Consider the following 19,691-nt stretch of genomic DNA (forward strand, 5'->3'; position numbering starts at 1 on the left):
AAGCCAGGCAGGCCGTTTGAGCAGGATGCTATGGGTACAGGATACGTGCCCGAAACCTTTCAAGTCAAGTATGATTTCGCGGCGGCTCTGTATGCAAATCATCAAAAGCCCGGCATGAAAAAGGGGGGGCGTAACAATCTGCGCCATGACGCATTCGGGTATTGATTAATAAACCATCACGCCGCCAAACCGAAAAAAATTTCCGGGCCGCCAGTAAATATTTCCATTGGAAGCCGGAAAAATGTTATCATGAAGCCGGGGTTAATGAAGAACCTTTAATTCGCGGCTCGAAAAGGCCGGGACAGGGAGGATCATGGAACCCACCACCTTAAGAAGGCAGATGGAGGAATTTTTGAGGCAGGGCGCTGCAACGGCCAGGGATATTTCGAAGGCCCTGTCGGTACCCGAAAAGGAGGTTTACAGGCATCTGGATCACATCGCCAAATCCACGGCGGGAAGGGGCAGGCGGCTTGTGGTTTCGCCCTGGAAGTGCAAGGGCTGCGGGTTTGCCTTCAACAGCCGCGAAAAGCTGGCCAAGCCCAGCCGGTGCCCCAAGTGCAGGCAGGAGCGTTTCGAGAACGCGGAGTTTTCCATAGGCTGACAACGGACTTAAAAAATCGAAGCCGCTTTCAAGGCACTCATTGCCCTGAAAGCGGCTTTTTCATTTCGAGGCCGGGCCGTTGGATCACGAAACAGCCCGCACCGGAGGCTCCTTGGCCCCAGCGTTCAGCCCGGCGTAGGACCAGCCCCCCCACGACCGGTGAACGCTCTTGCGCACGATGGGATACACTATCTCCCGCGCCACCTTGCCGTAGAGAAGGTCCAGGTGGTTGGCTCCCTCCACGATGATGTCCACCGCCTGGCAGGGTTCCGGGGTTATCTCCACCTTTTTCACGTCCCTGTGGGAGGCCACGTAGTAGGTTTTCTTTATCCTGTGCGGAAAGTATTCGCTGTAGCGCGTGTTGGACGGCGGAGCCAGGGGGTCAACCGAGCCGTAAAAATTGAAAACCGGGATGTGTTCGGGAAAATGCATCAGGTTCTCGGAATAATTGAACCTTGTCATGTCCATTCTCTTGAAGCCTTCGCCGTTGAATATGGCCTTTAAGAACTGGAACCCAAGGCCCACCGGCACGTTCTCCACGGCCTGGTCAACGTAGTCGAAGGTGAAGCTGGGGTCTCCCCGGTGGTTTTCCATGTTGACGAGAAAATTGACCCCGCCTGCGTCCGCCCGCAAAATGGCCCGGCCAAGATGCCTTATTCCCAGGGGCTGGGTGATGAACCACAGGAAATCCCTGATTGGAACCTCCTTGAAGCCGCCAATCTTGGCCAGATGGTTGAGCCACAGCGCGAAGGGGTAGACCACGTGGCTGGTCCGGTCGAAAAACTTGGGGGAGCCCAGGCAGATCACGGCCCGGACCATGTTGAGATTTTCCACCGCCTCCTCGTAGGGGGGCAGCATCTTTTCCATGGCGTTGTACTCGTCGCTTCCGGGTTTCACAAGCCTGTCCAGCTTTTTGCGGACGTTCCACAAAAGCGTCATGAAGGTGCTAACCATGCCGCCCATGCTGTGCCCTAGAAGCACCTGGGGCTTTAGCTTGCTCCTGTGGTGGATGAAGCGCACCACCGTGGCGAGATCATGGTCGATCAGGGTGTCCACCGTGTAAAACGGGTCGAACTTGCCCTCGTTCACGCCCATTCCACGAGGATCGAACAGATAGGTCCAGTACCCCATGTCAGCCATGTCCTTGGCTATGGAGAACTGGTTGTTGATGTTGAAGCAGTTGGAATTGTTGGCGAAACCCGGAACCAGGATCACCGATGGACGGTCGTCGCCCGCCGTGACCTCCTCCATGGAAACCAGCCTGCGAAAACGTATTTCCTTGCCCTCGCTGGTGTAATCCCTGTAAAAGACAATCTCGTAGTCGCCCCGGCCGTTCTGCTCGCGCTCCTCGATCTCGCTTTCAAAATAGGCGGGCATCCGCATTTTTTGGAGTGATTCCCGCAAGATGCGCCTTCTGCGGGCGTCGTCGTAAATGCTTCCGAAAAACTCGTCCGATATGCGGAAACAGTTTTTTGCAAGGTGCTGGAGCTGGTCCCTGGTGAGGATGATCACGTTTTCCGTGAGTTTTATGGTGCCCTTGTTGAGTTCCTCGAGCAGGGTGAGCTTTATTTCCAGGCGCGGAATGCGGCTTCCGGTTGCGCGGAAAAAAATGTGGTACAGCGTGAGCGCCAGCTTGCCTGCGGCTATAACCTGCGCGTCCTCGCGGGTCTTTATCAGGTCCTTGGAAACCGGAAGCCCCAGCCGAAGCTGGCCCTGGTTCACCATGGAATAATAGTCGTAGCTGAAATTCACCATGCGGGTGGGAATGTCGTTCACCAGAAGGCGGGTCATGCGCCTTTTGGCGTGCCTGAGTCGACCGGCCGAGTTCATGGATTCTCCGATCTTGTGTTGGAAACGTTCGCCCCGGTTTTTTTGACAGCCGGGAAAAAATCTTATCGCTTCTCATACCAAAAAGTATTAGAAATTAGCAAGAGCAATATTTGAAAACGTGCATTGAAGACGCAACAACCCGACACTCATCAGCCCGGTTTTACAGGATATTTTGATTATGGGCTTGCCAAGGCCGGGTTTTATTGGCTATGGTGAAAACGGGAAAAAAAAGCGAGGGCCCGTTCGTGACGAAAATCAGGATGAAGGATGGCTCCAAAGGGTGCCGACGCTGCGGAACCTGCTGCGAAAAAGGCGGGCCAGCTCTGCATGAAAGCGATCTCGGCCTTCTGGAGCGCGGGGCCATACCGCTATCCTGCCTTGTCACATACAGATTGGGCGAAACCGTGCGGGACGACATAAAAGGGATCCTCGCCCCCCTTGACGGGGAAATCGTGAAAATAAAAAGCGTGGCAGGAGGCTCCGCCTGCGTCTTCTACAAGGGCAAGCGCAAGGGCTGCGGCATTTACGGGGAAAGGCCCCTGGAATGCCGCCTCTTAAACTGCCGGGACACAAGCGCCATCGAGGCCGCCTATTCCAAGGACCGCCTCGCCCGCGCCGACATCCTAACAAAAAACGAAAAACTCCTGAAACTGGCCGTCGCCCACGAGGAGCGCTGCTCCATGCTGAAAATCGCCCGGCTGGCCGCCGACCTTTCCGGGCCGGGCGGGACTGCCGCCGCAGACGAGCTTTTAGACCTTCTCCAGTACGACCACTTCATGCGCCCCTTTCTGGTTCAGAAGGCCAATATCCCGGAAAACATGCTGGAATTCCTCTTCGGACGCCCGCTTTCCGGGGCCATAGCAGGGCTTGGGCTTGCGGTGAAGCGCGAGGGCAACAGGTTTACGCTATGCCCCTGGTATGATATATCTTAGCCTGGACGTGTACAAGCGCGATACTTTCGTGTCACGCATCAAAGCCAATTTCGGTCACGTACGAACATTCTGATTTAGCCCAAGAACTCTAAGATTTCTTGGGCGGGTACGCTCCCTCGTCGGCTTTTCGCGAACCTTAGCATTTCATCGCTTGTACCCGCCCAGGACCGTTGTTGAAGGCAGCGGCAAAATGATAAGAAAAAATCGGCGCGTTGGGGAAGGCTGAACAACATGGGTGAGGCGGGACAAACGATATTCAGCATCCGGGCCTTCATTGCCGGATACCTGGGGCCGGGGGCGTGGAAGTTCTTCCTGGTCATGCTGGGGGGAAGCCTTGGGGCTGCCAGCCGCTACGGGGTATGCCTCATGGCTGTCCGCATGTGGGGGACCAGCTTTCCCTGGGGGACCCTTATAGTCAACCTCGCAGGCTGCTTCATCATAGGGCTTCTGTTCGCCCTTGCGGAGCACGCTAAAATCCTCACCCCCAATACGAGGCTCTTTCTTATCACCGGCTATCTTGGGGCGCTCACCACCTTTTCGTCCTTTTCGGCGGAAACCCTTACCCTGGGCCTTGACGGAGCGCCGCTTTCCCTTGCCGCCAACATGATTTTGAACAACGTGGGAGGCATGGGCCTGGCCCTTCTCGGCATGTGGGCGGGACGCGTTAACTTGGGCTGAATCGCGGCGGAAGTTCATTTATATGGGCTGTTTCTAAAAATTTTTGCATCCTGCTGAGTCTTCACTCCTTTGGTGCCGCAAACTTTTTTTTGAAACAGTCATGACAAACCAACATTGGGAGGCGAGGCAGTCAAGGCCTGGAGAATCGCGGGAGCCCCCGGCGAGCAAGCGATGAAATCGTTCGCTCAATATTTCTTTTGCAGAACCGTCGAATCCGGCATGGGAAGCATTCATGAAAAGGCTCATCCGTGTATTTATTGCAAGTATTTGCCTTATAATTTCAATGTGTTTCCTTGTGTCGGGCACCTATAACCCCAAAAATGCGTCAAACAAGCCGGGCTCGGAAAATCATCCCGAGTATTATTTTGACGACCTGGGGCATAAGGATTTTAAAGCCTTTGATGGTGAATTCGATAATGTAAAGGCGCTCACTTTTCTTTTTGGCAAATTAAGGTTGTTTGTTGATGCGGATGGCCGGGAATCGGCCTTATGCAATAATATGAAGTATTTTGAAGGCGATGAAGACAATAATTGGCCCTTTGATGAAAATGGAATAATTCACGTTCTCCACGATTCCCAGTTCAAACAAAACGATATCGAAAAACACCTTATATTTTTTACAATCAATCCGGTAAGAGACTTTTGTGATAGTCACAATTGCTCACCATGGATAGGCTTGGCTATATTCGTTCATAAAAATGATATCTGGATTATAGAATCATGGAACAGATATCTGGGGGGTATGGGAATAATAGGAGTACCTTCTGAGTATAAAATATCGCTGATTCCAATAAGCAAGAATAAATTTGGAATATTATATTCAACTGTTACATTCAGTCAGGGTAATAAGTATGTTGAGACTAATTTATATGTCCCATATAAAAATTACATAATTTCTTCGTTATATTTTTATGTTGTTGCAAGCGGTTGTGACTACAATAAACAGGCATCAAAGCTGACAGTTGACGTTAAATCTATTATTAATAATAGTATTAGCGATTATTATGTATTGGAAGCGACGATTACCCATTATTATGAATATATTTATTCAGAAAATACTTCCGATGATGGAAAGCCATCAAAATTGACAAAAAGATATTATAAATTTTCCAATTGGAAATATAAGGAAACTGAAAGCGTGCAAAGTGCCGCTCGGAGGCCAAAATCATGAAGACATTAACCGTAATGTTTTTAATGTTGTTGATTGGGTTTAATGTCTCAGCCGGTGAGCTCAGGGAGGATGCGTATAATGATTTTGAAGGAATAATAGGCTCTAATGCAAAGATATGTCTTACACTTTTTCCATTAACAGACGGAACTATCAAAGGGCACTACTTTTATAGAAAATATGAAAGGAAAATCACCATAGAAGGTACGTATTCAAAAAATAGTATAATACTGAATGAACTGGATGAAAAAGGTGACGTCAGGGCTACGTTCAAAGGAGTTTACAACGATTCCTTTGCCGGCACTTGGCGCGACAATGCATCAAAAAAGGAGCTTGCCTTTAGCTTATCGTTCAAACAAATATGTGTGGATGGTGCCTTTGAATCGGGAAGCGGCGAATTTTATAACCGATATTCAGTAATGAATGTGAATGACGATAAAGTGGTCGAGGATTTCGCCCGTAAAGCCAAGACCTCAATTTTAAAAGGAGATTATGCACAACTTGCCAATTACATCAGCTTTCCCATAACGGTATCAATTAATGCGAAGAGAAGGAAAATTAAGAACGCGGATGAATTTGTAAAAGTGGCCGACCAGATATTCACCCAGGGATTTCTGCATAAATTACGCGAATCTCCCACTACGGACATGCTTGTAAATTGGCAAGGTGCCATGATCGGCGACGGGGAAATCTGGATCGGCACGGATGTGAAACAGGTCCGAGACAAGCATCACAAGGATGGATATCGGCTTGTCGAAATAATAATGGTAATCGCCATAAACCCCGTTTATTCAAGATTAGAAGGGGCGGGCGGGGCCAAGTGGTAGCAGCCGGTTAAAAACAACCGCCCGACAGGTCGGCATCTGCTTGATTTTACTGTAAACGCACAAGGGCCGATGTCTGCGCAACGCGCCGACATCGGCCCTTGTAAATTAAAAGGGGGGTCTGGAGGGGCCTTCAGCCGCCCCCCCGGAAGCCCGGTATATTCTAAAAGCCCTTTCAAAAATACAGAAGCCTGAGCCTGGATAAAAACGATGAAGCGCTAAGGTTGACGATCAGCGCGGGAGCAAGCGTACTAAATGTACGTGGCGGACCGCGCCGTGAAGTCTGACACAGCGATTCGCGTTTTTAGACGGGCGCTTAAACCACGGGGCGCGGATACAACCCCGCGTCTTTTACTATTCCCGGTACAACCGACTCCCACTCGATGGCCATGATGTGAAAGCCAGCAAGGCCGGGGACTTCCTTCAGGCGCTGGATGGTCTCCACGCAGATTTTGAGGCCCTCTTCGGCCTGCTTGTCTTTCGGCTGGTCGGCCATGCGCTTTACAACGTCGTCCGGGACGTCCATGCCCGGAACCTTGTTTTTCATGTAACGGGCCATGCCGGCGCTCTTCATGGGGGTGATGCCCGCCATGATGTAGACCTGTTCGGTCAGTCCCCGGTCGTGGGCCTGTTTCATCCACAGCTCGAACTTCTCGATATTGTAGATGCACTGTGTCTGGATGAACTCGGCTCCTGCGGCGATTTTTTTCGCAAGGCGCGGAACACGGATTTCGTAGGGGTCGGCGAAGGGGTTTTCGGCGGCTCCCACGAACATCTTGGGCGGACGGTGGATTTCGGCCCCGCCCAGGAACTTGCCTTCGTCGCGCATGTGCCGCACGGTCTGGAGAAGCTGCATGGAATCGAGATCGTAAACGTTCTGGCCGCGGGGGTTGTCACCGAAAACCTGGTGGTCGCCCGAGAGGCACAGCATGTTGTTGATGTCGAAACTGGCTGCACCCAGGATGTCGCTCTGCATGGCTATGCGGTTGCGGTCGCGGGTGACCATCTGAAGCACCGGCTCCAAGCCTATGAGCTTTAAGCGGATGCAGGCGGCCAGCGAGCACATGCGGGTCATGGCGGTCTGGTTGTCGGTGACGTTTATGGCGTCAACGTAGCCGCGAAGAAGCTCGCCTTTGTGGATGACCTCTTCGGGGTCCGAGCCGCGCGGGGGGCCGCACTCGGAGGTCAGACCGAAGTGTCCGGCTGCCATGATCTTTTCCAGTGTGCTTTCGGTCTTTACGGGTCTTGGGGCTCTCATTGGCGCACCTCCTCCTTGACCACTTTGCGTGGACCGCCGGCCCGGTCTGTAGACCAGTCCTTCATGGGGGTGAGTTTTTCGTAGTCGTCCATTTTGCCGAGTGCTTTCAAACGATCGACTATGAGCTGCCAGGCGCAGTCAACTTCCTTGTTGATTTCGCAGCTTCCCTTGCTTGATCCACCGCAGGGGCCGTTCATCAGGCGCTTGGCGCAGCGGGAGACCGGGCAGATTCCTCCGGTCATGGCCAACATGCATTTGCCGCAGGCCTGGCAGCGCTCGGTCCAGACTCCGCGCTCCTCGGTGGCGCCCAGAAAGCAGGTGTCGACGCCGGGCATGACGGGCTTGTCGTGGTATTTTTCCGCCATGAACTGGACGCCCACTCCGCAGGCAAGGGAAAGGATGCCGTTGTACTTGTCCTGGATGCTTCTGATCTCCTCCAGGTATTCGTGGTCGCACTGGCGCTCCAGGGTCACTTCGTCAATGGAAATGTCCAGCCCCTCTTTGGCGAAAAACATGCGAAGGGCACTGGCCAGAATTCCCACTTCCTTTTTGCCGCCCGCCTCGCAGACGGTGACACACTCGTTACAGCCCACTATGAGAAGGTTCTTGAAACCCTTTACGGTTTCAATGACTTCCTCTATGGGCTTGGGTTTTGCGACGATCATTTCTGCTTAACCCTCTCTGTTCAGGTTGAATTCCAAAGCAACAGTGTAGCTATTTGTTTGCAGGCTTGTCAAAAACGTTTGAATGCACCATGCGCACAGCCGGCGGATCGTTAGCGCACTTTTTCGTACGTGACCGGGTGCAAGGCTGTGTGCGGCGCGTCATCCCGCGTTTTTGGAGCCCGCTAAGCGGCTCGCTTATTTGTCAGCTTGATTGGGTTGGGCCCCAACTCCTTGATTTTTTGTGTCATTTCAATGGCGTACTGTGCGAACAGGGTTCCCTCTCCCGAGGAGAGGTTGTACATCTGAACCCTTTGCCCGCCCATGCCGATGGAATCGAGAACCTTCTGGGCCTGCACAACGCGTTTTCTGGCCCGGAAGTTGCCGCCCTTGTAATGGCACTGGCCTTCCATGCAGCCAACCACGTAGGCCCCGTCGGCTCCCTTTTCGATGGCCCTCAGAAGATGGATCACGTCCACCTTTCCGGTGCAGGGAACGCGGACGATCTTGATATTGGCCGGGTATTCCAGTCTCATCGAACCTGCCAGGTCCGCAGCGGAGTACCCTCAGTAGTTGCAGCAAAAAGCCACGATGACCGGCTCGAAATCCGCGCTCATAGCACTCCCTCCAATAAAGCTGTTACCTTGCTTTCAAGCTGGATGTCCTCGTACCAGGAAAGCGTAATTGCCTTGGCCGGGCATTCGGATGCGCACACTCCGCAGCCGTGGCAAAGGGCCTCGTCGATTTCGGACACACCGTCCGCGTTGATGCGGGGCACCGAGAAGGGGCAGGAGCGCACGCACACCAGGCAGGACGCGCACCTTTCCTGGTCCACCCTGGCCGTGACCGCCGAAAGGGTGAGAAAGGGCTGGGCAAGGAAGGTGGTGGCCCTGCCCGCAGCGGCCAGAGCCTGGGAAACGGTCTCGGTTACGAGCTTGGGGCCGTGGGCCGTGCCGCACAAAAACACGCCTTCGGTGGGCATGTCAACGGGCCTAAGCTTCACGTGGGCCTCGATGAAATAGCCCTCCGGGTTCCGGCCCAGCTTCATTATGTTAGAAAGTTCCGCCGTGTCCTCTGCCCTCATGCCGGCTGAAAGCACCAGCCGGTCGGCTGAAATCTGGAGCATGCGGCCAAGAACGTGATCCCTGAAAGTGACCAGAACGCCGTCGTCGGAGGATTCGGCGACAGGCGGATTTTCGGGATCGAAGCGGGAGAAGATGACGCCCAGCTTTCTGGCCTGGGTGTAATATTCCTCCATGAGGCCGTCGGTGCGGATGTCCCGGTAAAGGACGAACACGTTGGCCTCAGGGTTCATTTTTTTGACGTGAATGGCGTTTTTCACCGCAGCCTGGCAGCAGATGCGGGAGCAGTTGGGGTTTTCATCGTTTCTGGAGCCCACGCACTGGATCATGACAACGCTGTCCAGGGCGCCGGGGTTCTTTTCCTCCAAAAGTTTCGAGAACTCCACCTGGGTAATGACCCGGTCGTCTTTACCATACAAATACTCGGTGGGCCGGTACTCCACCGCGCCGGTGGCCACTATGAGGGAGCCGTGGGCGATCTTTTTCTGGTGCATGGCCGGACCAACGAGGATTTCGGTCTCGAAGTTCCCCTTGAACCCGGAAAAGCCCACCACCAGCGCCTCGCGGTAAACCTTGATTTTGGGATGGGAAAGCGTCTTTTGGGCAAGGTCTTCCACGAGCTTTCTGACATCAGCCCCCTCGATGGTGGCGACGAGGTTCCGGCTCATGCCGCCAAGCTCCTTTTCCTTTTCCACCAGGGCGGTTTCAAAACCCTGGTCGGCAAGGGCCAGGGCCGCTGTCATGCCAGCCACGCCGCCGCCGATCACCAGGGCCTCACGGATAACGGGAATAACCGTTTCGTGAAGCGGCCCAAGCGTCGCGGCCCGCGCCACGGCCATTTTCACCAGTTCCTTGGCCTTTTTGGTGGCGGCGTCCGGCTCGCTGGAATGGACCCAGGAGTTCTGGTTTCTAATGTTGGCCATCTCGAAAAGGTACTTGTTGAGGCCCACCGAGACCATGGTGTCCTGGAAAATGCCCTCGTGGGTCTTGGGCGAGCAGGAAGCCACCACCACGCGGTTGATCCCGTGCTCCTTGAAAACCTCCTTCATCGCATCCTGTGAATCCTGGCTGCAGGTGAAGAGGTTGGTGCCGGAAAAGACCACGTTGGGAAGAGAAGCCGCGTACTCCTGCACTGCGGGCACGTCAACCACGCCCGCGATGTTGATGCCGCACTTGCACACGAAAACGCCGATGCGGGGCGCATCGGCCGATACATCCTGTTCCTCCGGCACCACCACCTTCTTGGCCAGGGTTCCGCGCGCTTCGGAGAGGGTGACTCCTGCGGCGCAGGCTGCTGCCGAGGCCTGGGTGACGGAGGTGGGGATGTCCTTCGGCCCCTGGAAAACGCCGCAGGCGTAAACGCCGGGGCGGCTGGTGGCCACGGGCGCGAAGGGCTCGGTCTCGGCGAAGCGGTACTTGTCCACTTTGACGCCCAGCCGCTCGGCCAGGGCCCCCACCTGGGCCGGGACCTCCAGGCCCACCGAGAGCACCACCATGTCGAAGATTTCCTTCTGGACCACCCCGTCGTCGTCCGCGTAGCGGATTTCGAGGTCGCGTGTTTCTGGGATGTCTTCAATGGTGTGGATGCGGGCCTTGACGAAGCGCACCCCTTCCTTGTCCTTGGCGCGGTTGTAGTATTTCTCGTAGTCCTTGCCGAAGGTGCGGATGTCCATGTTGAAAATGGTGGCATCAAGCGCGCCCTTCTGGTGCTCCATGGCTATCATGGCGTCTTTTATGGCGTACATGCAGCAGACCGAGGAGCAGTAGCCGTTTCCGCACTTGTTGTCGTCCCTTGAGCCAACGCACTGGAGCCAGGCCACCTTTGTGGGCTCCTTGTGGTCGGAGGGGCGCACGAGATGTCCCATTGTGGGGCCCGAAGCCGAGAGAATGCGCTCGAACTCCAGGGAGGTCACCACGTTGGGGCTGGTCTTATAATGGTAGAACTGGTCCAGGGCCGCAGGATCGTATGGCTCGGAGCCCGGGGCGAGAACCACGCTTCCCACGTCCAGCACAAGCTCGCGGCCCGTCTGAGAGTGGTCCACGGCCTTTGCAAGGCAGGCTTCCACGCACTGGTAGCACTCGGAGCAGATGCCGCACTTAAGGCACCTGTCGGCCTCGGCCTTGGTTTCCGCCTCGTTGTAGCCAAAGGAGACCTCGTTGAAATTGCCCTCGCGCTCGGAAGGATCGTTCTTCCGCACCGGAATTCTGGCCCGGAGTTTTTCCCCGGCGATTTCGGGCTTTACGAACTCCCACTCCCTGACGCGCCCTTCGGCGATGTCGAGGCCGTTGATAAAGCGGTGGATGCTCTCCGCCGCCTCTTTTCCCTGGGCCACCGCGTCCACCACGCTCTTTGGGCCGGTCACGGCGTCGCCGCCCGCAAAGACCCAGGAGACCGGCGTCTGAAGGGTGACCGGGTCGGCGAGAAGACCGCCGCGCTGGGTGACTTCGACGCCCTGGTCCTTGGCCGAGGGGAAATCCATGCTCTGGCCTATGGCCACGATAACGGTGTCGGTGTCCATGAACCGGCACTCGGTTTCGTTGTACTGCGGATTGAAGCGCCTGCTCTCGTCGAAAACCGCCGTACATTCCTTAAACGTTAGGCCCGTGACCGCGCCGCCCGCCGAAACGGTGAACTCCTTGGGGCCGAAGCCGTTCACGATCTCGATTCCGCTTTCAAGGGCTTCCTCGATCTCGTGCTCCCAGGCCGGCATTTCGTGGCGGCCTTCCAGGCACACCATGCTGACCTTTTTGGCTCCAAGGCGCTTGGCGGTGAGGGCCACGTCAACGGCAACGTTTCCGCCGCCGACAACCACCACGGTCTCACCCGTGGCGGGCTTCTGGCCCAAGGCCGCCTCGCGCAGGAAATCCACGCCTTGAAGCACGCCTTTGGCGTCCTCGCCGGGGACGTTCATTTTCCGCCCGCCGTGAAGGCCCACAGCCAGGAAAACCGCCGAGAAGCCGTCCTTCTTGAGGCTTTCCAGCGTTATGTCGGTTCCAAAGGATACGCCGGTTTTTATCTCAACGCCCATGTTCTCCACGAGGGCTATTTCGGCGTTTAAGGTGTCCTTGGGGAGCCGGTAGGCGGGGATGCCCACCGCCATCATGCCGCCCTTTACGGGCAGCTTCTCGAAGACCGTGACCCCGTAACCCTGGCGCGCAAGAAAATAGGCTGCGGAAAGCCCGGCAGGGCCGGAGCCCACGATGGCGACCTTTTCGGGCCGGGCCTCGCCCTTCTCGTGAACCGAGGGAGCGTCCTGGGCCATGTCCCAGTCGTAAAGAAAACGGTGGATGTCCCGGATGGCCAGGGGCTTGTCCACGTCGTTTCGTGTGCAGGCATTTTCGCACGGATGATGGCAGACCCTGCCGCAGGCTCCGGGGAAGGGGTGCGAGTCCCGGAAGAGCTTAACCGCCTCCTTGTAGCGCCCGTCGTTCACCAGGGCTATGTAGCCCTGAATGGAGACATGGGCCGGGCAGGTGGCCTTGCAGGGTGCCGTGCCGCGCTTTTCTATGCCGAAAGCGCCCGGTATGGCCTGGGCGTACTGCTTGAAGGCGGCCTTACGGGTGTTCAGGCTCTCGTTGTAAGCGTCGGGAACGACTATGGGGCAGACCTTGGCGCACTCGCCGCAGCTGGTGCATTTCTTGATGTCAACGTACCGGGGGGCCTGGCGCACCCTGGCGGAAAAGTTACCGTTATCGCCTTTAAGTTCCACTATCTCGGCGTTGGTGAGAAGCTCGATGTTCAGATGCCGGCCGACCTCGACCAGTTTTGGTGAGATCACTCACATGGCGCAGTCGTTTGTGGGAAAGGTCTTGTCCAGGCGGCTCATGAGCCCGCCTATGGCTGAGGTTTTTTCCACAAGATAGACGTAATAGCCCGAATTTGCGAGGTCTAGCGCGGACTGCATCCCCGCGATGCCGCCTCCCACAACCATCACCGAGCCCACGGGGCCCGGCGTTTTCTGCTGGTCTTCCATCAGCCACCTCTTGTTCTTTTGAGTGATCCGGCGCGCATCCGGCCCGCCGGCCCTGCATTTTGGGCGCCATGCTCCGGAGGACCGAACCAGGCCCTGCCGGATGAACCCGACTCACACCTTTTGCTTTTCACTTTCACGGCAGGCCGGGGCGCGCCGCATAATTGCACCGGACTCTTTCCGAAAGCCGCTCTTAAGCGCCGTGGGCGCTCGAGTCTTTTCCGACTAAAACAGTCAGCATGGTGTCTTACACCTAAGCGTCGGCACCGTCAACAGGACGATGAGAAGAATCGGGAAAAAAATCGAGGGATACAGGAAGCCGGAAAAGGAATCCGAACGGCCCCGAGGGGGCGCGTTTTTTTGCCGGTTTCCCGGCCCTGTTGATTGTTATGGAAATTAATCCTCAATATCATTATAATATTTGATTGAAGCGAAAGCCGCCCGGGGTCCCCGGCGGCCGGAAATTTTCAACCGGAACCCGAGCCATGGAAAACGCCTCCCAAAATACGGAAACCGGGATGCAAGGCGGGCAGGACGCGGGCGAACCCGCACCGGGCGAAGTCGAAGGCCTTTACAGCCGCCTGGCCGACCTTGAAATGGATCGGGAAAAGTATCGGACCCTTTTTTCCCAGGCCAATGAAGCGGTCTTTCTGGCGGAGCTTGACGACGACGGCAAGGGGCGCGCCAGGAAATTCGTAGAGGTGAACGACACGGCGTGCGCCTGGCTGGGATACGCCCCCGATGAGTTTTACGGCATGGTCCCCCAGGATTTGATAGCCCCTGACGACCGCCCCCTCCTGGCCGCCTACAGGAAGACCCTGGCCGACGAACAGTGGATCACCGCCGAGGTGGGGCTTCTTTCCAGGTCGGGCCGGGTGGTGCCCGTGGAGATGAGCGCAAGGGCCTTCCTTATGGGCGGAAAGCTCATGGGCCTTTTCATCGCGCGCGACTTGAGCCGGGCCACGGCCTTTCGGAGCGCGCTCGCCGAGGCGGTGGAAAGATGGCGCTCCATGACCGACAACTGCCCGGACCACATACTCATCGTGGGGGAAGACGGGGTGATAGAGTTCTGCAACCGGGGCGTTCTGGGCTTGAGCCGTGAAAACCTGGTGGGAATGCGCTTTTTCGACCATGTCCCGGTCTCTTACAGGGCCTTTGCGGAAGACAGCGTGAAAAAGCTCTTCCAGGACGGAAAAAACCAGTTTCACGAAATCGAGTTCGTTCAATCCCCCGAAAGGAGCTTCATATTTCTTGCCCACCTAAGCCCGGTAACCGTGGGGGGCAGGGTTAAAAGCGCGGCCATCCGCCTCGTCGACGTGTCCGAACGAAAGGCCATGGAACGCTCCCTCATGGAAAACGAGGCCCGTTACAGGAATTTCGTGGAAAGCTTCATCGGAATAGCTTATGAATTCGACCCGGCCCTTGACCGGCCATCGTTTTTTCGGGGAGCCGTGGAGGCCGTGACGGGCTATACGGAAGACGACTTCCTTTCCGGCAGAATACGGTGGGCGGACCTTGTTCACCCCCTGGACCGCCCGAAGCGGGGCGAAATCGAACCGGGCAAGCTCCTGAGGGAGACGGAATACCGCATCATCAGCAGGGCCGGGAAAACGGTTCACGTGACCGAGTCGGCCAGAAGGATGCCGGGGATACCAGGGGGCTTAAACTATGGCGTGATATACGACATAACGGGACGAAAGCAGAAAGAGGATCTGATCGAACGCCGGGAGAGGGAGCTTTCCGAATCCAACGCAAGCCTCACGGAAATGAACACCACCCTGGGCATACTGCTCAAGAGGCGTGAAACGGACCGGGCGGATATGGAGCGGAACGTATCCGAAAACCTTGGCAGGGTGGTGATGCCCCTTCTGGCCAAGCTGAAGACGAGCGGGCTTTCCACCGTCCAGCTGAACTACCTGGACGCCATGGAAAAGGGGATCGACCAGGTGGTGTCGGGTTTCGGGCGCACGCTTTCCTCCCACAAGTTCCGCCTGACACCCACCGAGGTCCAGGTGGCGGCACTTGTCAAGGAGGGCCATACCACCAAGGACATCGCCCAAATGCTCAACATGAGCCGAAGCACGGTGGATACGCACAGGAACAACATCCGGAACAAGCTGGAAATAAAAAAACAGGGGGTCAACCTGAGAGCCTATCTCACCTCCCTTGAATGACATGGTGTCTGGCTGCGACCGGAACCGACCCGATGGTTATTAAGCGGAGCATGTTTTTTAAGAAATCCGGCAAGGGGAAGAAAGGCGCAGGTCTTCTTTCCCCGTCTTTTTCTGGAAAACGAAAAATGGAAATAAATTGCACTCCCGGTAATAATAAGAGAAGCGTCCCGAAAACAGGGGGCCCGTGAAAATAAAACCCGAAAAAAATTCCGCCCTTCCCAAGGCAAAACCGGCTTCCCGCGAAGCCATGCGCCCCTTCACCCTGGTCAAGAATTTCACCTTCGTAAGCCTTATGGTGATCTTCGCCGGAACGGTATTCCTGTCGGTGGTGATAACCCACCGGGCCAAGACCATGCTTCTGCAGAAGAGCGAGGCATACGCGCTTTTATTGGCCAACAACCTGAACCACCAGATTTTTCTTCAATTTCTGATTCCGGCGGCCATCCGCTACGGAAAGATTCAGCTTCGGGACCCGATCCAGGCCGAGCTGATGGACAAGGTGGTTAGGGGCACCATTCACGGTTTCAACGTGGACAACGTCACCGTTTATGGCACCGACAACATAATTTCCTACAGCTTTGACAAAAAACTCGTGGGCAACGCCGTTCCGCCCGGCATAGAGTACCGGCTGGCCCTTACGGGAAATTCATCGTCAAAATTGGTTCAGCGGGGGCCCTTCTGGGCCATTTTGCTGGGAGTGCCCGAAGAGAGCAAGTTGAAGACCTTCGCGCCGCTCTTCGCGGAGGAGCCAATGGCCACCGTGACCCGGAGGGTTCTTGGGGTTTTCGAGATAGTGCAGGACCTTTCGGCGGACATCCGCACCATATTCCGCTTCCAGCTTCTCATCATCGCAGCCTCCACAGGGGTCATGCTCGGCCTCTTCCTTATACTCCGAATGTACGTCAAGCGCGGGGAGCAGATACTGTGGAGAAGGGCGGAAGAGCGCCTGAAGCTGGAAGACGAGCTGGCGGCGGCGGAACGAATGGCGGCCCTGGGGCAGATGGCCGCCTCGGTTTCCCACGAAATAAGGAACCCCCTGGGAATTATCAGGAGTTCGGCCCAGCTCCTTAAAAAAAGGATGCCCGAAGGAAACCAGGGGGCGAGATTCGCGGATGTCATAGTGGAGGAATCGAGCCGCTTAAACGACATCATAACGGATTTTCTGAACTTCGCCCGGCCCATAGAACCCAGGCTTTCGCCCTGCCGGGTGGACGAGGTGCTGGAAAAGAACATCGCCTTCCTGTCCGCCCGCATGGACGAGGAAAAGGTGAGGGTGATAAGGAACTACTCGCCCAACCTGCCCCATGTCATGGCGGACGCCAATCTTTTTTACCAGGCCTTTCTGAACATCCTCATGAACGCCATGCAGGCCATGCCCGAAGGCGGCTCCATAACCGTTGAGATAATGGCGGATTCCGAAAACCTCACCCTGTCCTTCACCGACGAGGGAACGGGCATCGATGACGCCGCCATCAAGCGCATATGGAACCCCTTTTTCACCACCAAGGAGAGGGGCAACCACCAAGGAGAGGGGCACCGGCCTTGGGCTTTCGGTGGTTAAAAACATAGTGGAGGCCCACAGGGGCCTTGCCTGGATAGAGAACGCCCCGGTGCGGGGCGCGTCGGTATGGATACAGATACCCATCGGGAGCGCTGATGGAGACAATCCTGATAGTTGATGACGAGAAAAATTACCCGCCTGTGATAGCTGCGGTACTGGAAGACGCCGGGTACGAGACCCTAACGGCCAATTCCGGCCAGGCGGCGCTCTCCATTGTGGAAAATTCCGACGTTGACCTTATGGTCACCGACATGAAGATGCCGCAGATGGACGGGCTGGAGTTGATGACCAGGGTCAAGCAGCGGGACCCGGACATCCCGGTCATAATGATGACGGCCTTCGGCACTGTGGACATGGGCCTGGAGGCCATGGACAAAGGGGCCGACAACTACATCTGGAAGCCTTTCCAGAACGAGCAGCTCATCCTTTTCGTCAAGCGCGCCCTTGACGTCCGCCGGGTGGTGAGGGAAAACCGCCTCCTGCGCGACCAGTTGGAAGGACAGTACCGCTTCGACAACATCATAGGCAAGAGCCGGGCCATGCTGGACGTGTTTTCCATCATCCGCAAGGTGGCCCCGGTCTCGGCCACGGTTCTGATCGAAGGCGAGAGCGGCACCGGCAAGGAGCTTGTGGCGAAATCCATCCACTTCAACAGCCCCAGAAGGGAGCGCCCCGTTGTGGCGGTGAACGGCGCGGCTCTCTCGGAGTCCCTTCTGGAAAGCGAGCTCTTCGGGCACGAAAAGGGAGCCTTCACCGGGGCCGCCGCCATGAAAAAGGGGCGTTTCGAGCTGGCCCACGAGGGCACCCTTTTTCTGGACGAGATCGGCGAGCTTTCCCCTGCCATCCAGGTGAAGCTTTTGCGGGTGCTCCAGGAGAGGGTCTTCGAGCGGGTGGGCGGCACCAGGGCCGTTGAGGTGGACATAAGGCTCATCGCAGCCACCAACCGGAACCTCAAGGCGGAAATGGCCAGGGGGGCCTTTCGGGAAGACCTTTTCTACAGGCTGAACGTGCTGCCCATCACCCTGCCGCCCCTGCGGGAGCGCCGGGAGGACATAAGGCTCCTGGTTTCCCATTTCATCAAGAAATACTCCCGCGACCGGTCGGGCGGGGTGGCCGTGACCGACCTCGACCAGGAGGTCGAGCGCATCTTCCACGAGTACCTCTGGCCCGGAAACGTGAGGGAGCTGGAAAACACCGTGGAGCGGGCCATCATACTCTGCTCCACCGACACCATAAGGGTGGGGGATCTGCCGGGCGAGCTGAAACACAATGTTCGCAACACCCTCCGCCTGGAGGACATCCCGGCTGACGCCAAGCTCTACGACACCCTGGAGCACGTGGAAAAGGCCATGATCTTAAGGGCTCTGCGAATGTCCGACAACGTGCAGAGCCACGCGGCGGCCATTCTGGGCATAGGCAAGAGCGGGCTCAACCAGAAAATCAAAAAGTACGACGACCTTGTCAGGAGCCTCGGCTCTCAGGACGCCAACCCGGCATGAAGGACTTACGGGGCTGTTCCAGTCGAACTTTAATATTTAATGATAACTGCAACTTGCACAAGGGTTCACGAACGTGAACCGGGGAAGCGGAAGGGCCTTCCAATGTTTTTATCCATAATTACAAGATATTATCTTGGAGGATGGGAAGCCGGGAACCGGGCGGTTCAAAATTTTGAACCGGGGCGATTTTTCGTATCTCTATAAATTTAAAGCAGTTATCCTGTAATCCGGTGGAGGGGTTCAAATTCATGAACAAGGGGCCACTCCGGGATGTGCCGCAAGGGGTTCTGACGCCTTCCGATCAAAAAAATCCCCCCAGGTTCTTGCCGCCTGCAACACATTGATTTTAAATCATTATTTTAGAAGACTCCGGCCCCTGAATTTTTTTTGGGGCGGTTTCCGAAGACTTGGCAACATTCTTGCATCTGATAATAAGCAACAGACGAAGAAAACTCCTCCTCTTCTTCCTCTGTCTCCCGACTCCTCCTCACGCGATGCCGCCATTTGGCGGCTTTCGTGTTTCCGGGGCCTGCGGCTCCCATAAAAAGAATTCACCGAAAAAAAATTTGGTAAAAAGGATCAATCTGGCAGGCTGCTTGCAAGTGATAAAAACAACAGACGAAGAACCCCCTCCTTTCTTCCTCTGTCTCCCGACTCCTCCTTTTTTTCCTCACGCGAAAGCCGCCGTTTTGGCGGCTTTCGTGTTTTTGCGGCATATCGAACAATAAAGCGCCCGAATAAAAAGGGAGGGAAGCTTAAAGCCCCCCTCCCTTCCTGAAAAACCCGGCTCGAAACGCCCTGCCCCTTGGGCTAATCGTCGGCATCCGAGGGATCGTCGCGCATGAACTGGCTTAGGGGCCTCACCACGTAGTGGCCCTTGATTCCGGAGGCTTCCTCGAAACGGTCGGCGGAAAGGCGCAGCATGACCCTCTTGGGCAGCTTGCCCGTGGCGTGCTCTATTGCCAGGTGATGACGGGGACGGAGCACCACCCTGACCAGGCCGCGACTCTTGGCCCTTGCGCGGGCCTTGACCGAGCGGTACATGCCGGGCGGAATGCGGATAAAGACCACGTCAACGCCGTCCCTTTTCTTCACGAAGCAGATCCGGGCAAGGTCCGTGCCTTCCAGGTCCTTGTCGTCGGATGCGATGTCGCCAGACGAGTAATCGCCCTCGTCGGACGCCCCTCCGCCCGAAGACCCCGAAGACCCCGTCGCCTCCTTCATCCTGTCGCCTATCCTGGCCATTGCAGGACCGGTCACCAGAAGAACCGCCGCCAGGATCACCACCGCGATGACAGCAAAACGTCCTTTCATGCCCTTCTCCTTGTTGGTATGGATGCGTGTTGCGGTACAACGGCCCTTGCCGTTTGAAGACCGGTTTGAACTGCGTGGAAGGATTTGAATTTATCATTCGCTCAAAATAGCTGTCAAGCAGGATGATTGCCACCCGG

13 protein-coding genes and 1 pseudogene are annotated in these 19,691 nt (G+C 56.2%); 8 read left to right on the forward strand and 6 right to left on the reverse strand.

The features are described from left to right. Positions 1-313 precede the first annotated feature (313 nt). A complete protein-coding gene (locus HZB23_06485; GenBank protein MBI5844297.1) occupies positions 314-601 on the forward strand; it encodes a transcriptional regulator in 288 nt (95 codons plus the stop codon). 84 nt (positions 602-685) lie between these two features. Here the strand turns inward: HZB23_06485 and HZB23_06490 are convergent, their stop codons facing one another. Further along, positions 686-2,431 (reverse strand): alpha/beta fold hydrolase, encoded by a 1,746-nt coding sequence (locus tag HZB23_06490; GenBank protein ID MBI5844298.1) that lies wholly within the window; start codon positions 2,429-2,431, stop codon positions 686-688. A gap of 245 nt (positions 2,432-2,676) precedes the next feature. Here HZB23_06490 and HZB23_06495 point away from each other — a divergent pair, with 245 nt between their 5' ends. The 4 genes from HZB23_06495 (at position 2,677) to HZB23_06510 (ending at position 6,036) form a co-directional block, all read left to right on the forward strand. After that, positions 2,677-3,363 carry a YkgJ family cysteine cluster protein gene (locus HZB23_06495; GenBank protein ID MBI5844299.1) on the forward strand — a complete coding sequence of 229 codons (687 nt, stop codon included), beginning with the start codon at positions 2,677-2,679 and terminating at the stop codon, positions 3,361-3,363. Positions 3,364-3,594: 231 nt separating this feature from the next. Continuing rightward, entirely contained in the window at positions 3,595-4,041 is a 447-nt protein-coding gene (gene crcB, locus HZB23_06500; protein ID MBI5844300.1) for a fluoride efflux transporter CrcB, read from the forward strand. Between the two features lie 232 nt (positions 4,042-4,273). Continuing rightward, positions 4,274-5,212, forward strand: a complete 939-nt coding sequence (locus HZB23_06505) for a hypothetical protein (GenBank protein MBI5844301.1) — start codon at positions 4,274-4,276, stop codon at positions 5,210-5,212. Then, positions 5,209-6,036, forward strand: a complete 828-nt coding sequence (locus tag HZB23_06510; protein ID MBI5844302.1) for a hypothetical protein — start codon at positions 5,209-5,211, stop codon at positions 6,034-6,036. The genes HZB23_06505 and HZB23_06510 overlap by 4 nt, the downstream gene beginning before the upstream one ends. A 313-nt stretch (positions 6,037-6,349) precedes the next feature. On the opposite strand, the gene HZB23_06515 is transcribed toward HZB23_06510, so the two are convergent. The 4 genes from HZB23_06515 to HZB23_06530 form a co-directional block, all read right to left on the reverse strand. Beyond that, the gene (locus HZB23_06515) at positions 6,350-7,291 is read right to left on the reverse strand and encodes a methylenetetrahydrofolate reductase (GenBank protein ID MBI5844303.1); all 942 of its coding nucleotides are present in this window, start codon (positions 7,289-7,291) and stop codon (positions 6,350-6,352) included. Further along, the gene (locus HZB23_06520; GenBank protein MBI5844304.1) at positions 7,288-7,956 is read right to left on the reverse strand and encodes a methylenetetrahydrofolate reductase C-terminal domain-containing protein; all 669 of its coding nucleotides are present in this window, start codon (positions 7,954-7,956) and stop codon (positions 7,288-7,290) included. Before HZB23_06520 ends, HZB23_06515 begins: the two co-directional genes overlap by 4 nt. Positions 7,957-8,138: 182 nt before the next feature. Continuing rightward, a complete protein-coding gene (locus tag HZB23_06525) occupies positions 8,139-8,489 on the reverse strand; it encodes a hydrogenase iron-sulfur subunit (protein ID MBI5844305.1) in 351 nt (116 codons plus the stop codon). 77 nt (positions 8,490-8,566) lie between these two features. Beyond that, on the reverse strand, positions 8,567-13,009 hold the full coding sequence (locus HZB23_06530) for an FAD-dependent oxidoreductase (GenBank protein ID MBI5844306.1): 4,443 nt from the start codon (positions 13,007-13,009) through the stop codon (positions 8,567-8,569). 482 nt (positions 13,010-13,491) lie between these two features. Here HZB23_06530 and HZB23_06535 point away from each other — a divergent pair, with 482 nt between their 5' ends. From HZB23_06535 to HZB23_06545, 3 genes and pseudogenes are all read left to right on the forward strand, one after another. Continuing rightward, the gene (locus HZB23_06535) at positions 13,492-15,180 is read left to right on the forward strand and encodes a PAS domain S-box protein (protein ID MBI5844307.1); all 1,689 of its coding nucleotides are present in this window, start codon (positions 13,492-13,494) and stop codon (positions 15,178-15,180) included. Positions 15,181-15,427: 247 nt separating this feature from the next. Continuing rightward, positions 15,428-16,859: pseudogene (locus tag HZB23_06540) on the forward strand (two-component sensor histidine kinase). Next, positions 16,837-18,240, forward strand: a complete 1,404-nt coding sequence (locus HZB23_06545) for a sigma-54-dependent Fis family transcriptional regulator (GenBank protein ID MBI5844308.1) — start codon at positions 16,837-16,839, stop codon at positions 18,238-18,240. Before HZB23_06540 ends, HZB23_06545 begins: the two are co-directional and overlap by 23 nt. Before the next feature lie 810 nt (positions 18,241-19,050). Here the strand turns inward: HZB23_06545 and HZB23_06550 are convergent. Next, the gene (locus HZB23_06550) at positions 19,051-19,554 is read right to left on the reverse strand and encodes a hypothetical protein (protein ID MBI5844309.1); all 504 of its coding nucleotides are present in this window, start codon (positions 19,552-19,554) and stop codon (positions 19,051-19,053) included. Positions 19,555-19,691: the final 137 nt, after the last annotated feature.

The sequence above is a fragment of the Deltaproteobacteria bacterium genome (assembly GCA_016235345.1).
Taxonomy (GTDB): domain Bacteria; phylum Desulfobacterota; class Desulfobacteria; order Desulfobacterales; family Desulfatibacillaceae; genus JACRLG01.

What these genes read in the sequence shown, in the direction of transcription:
- HZB23_06545 (MBI5844308.1), top strand. Translation starts at nt 16,837, where the DNA reads ATGGAGACAATCCTGATAGTTGATGACGAGAAAAATTACCCGCCTGTG.
- HZB23_06515 (MBI5844303.1), bottom strand. Translation starts at nt 7,291, where the DNA reads ATGAGAGCCCCAAGACCCGTAAAGACCGAAAGCACACTGGAAAAGATC.
- HZB23_06510 (MBI5844302.1), top strand. Translation starts at nt 5,209, where the DNA reads ATGAAGACATTAACCGTAATGTTTTTAATGTTGTTGATTGGGTTTAAT.
- crcB (MBI5844300.1), top strand. Translation starts at nt 3,595, where the DNA reads ATGGGTGAGGCGGGACAAACGATATTCAGCATCCGGGCCTTCATTGCC.
- HZB23_06520 (MBI5844304.1), bottom strand. Translation starts at nt 7,956, where the DNA reads ATGATCGTCGCAAAACCCAAGCCCATAGAGGAAGTCATTGAAACCGTA.
- HZB23_06490 (MBI5844298.1), bottom strand. Translation starts at nt 2,431, where the DNA reads ATGAACTCGGCCGGTCGACTCAGGCACGCCAAAAGGCGCATGACCCGC.
- HZB23_06525 (MBI5844305.1), bottom strand. Translation starts at nt 8,489, where the DNA reads ATGAGACTGGAATACCCGGCCAATATCAAGATCGTCCGCGTTCCCTGC.
- HZB23_06535 (MBI5844307.1), top strand. Translation starts at nt 13,492, where the DNA reads ATGGAAAACGCCTCCCAAAATACGGAAACCGGGATGCAAGGCGGGCAG.
- HZB23_06550 (MBI5844309.1), bottom strand. Translation starts at nt 19,554, where the DNA reads ATGAAAGGACGTTTTGCTGTCATCGCGGTGGTGATCCTGGCGGCGGTT.
- HZB23_06485 (MBI5844297.1), top strand. Translation starts at nt 314, where the DNA reads ATGGAACCCACCACCTTAAGAAGGCAGATGGAGGAATTTTTGAGGCAG.
- HZB23_06505 (MBI5844301.1), top strand. Translation starts at nt 4,274, where the DNA reads ATGAAAAGGCTCATCCGTGTATTTATTGCAAGTATTTGCCTTATAATT.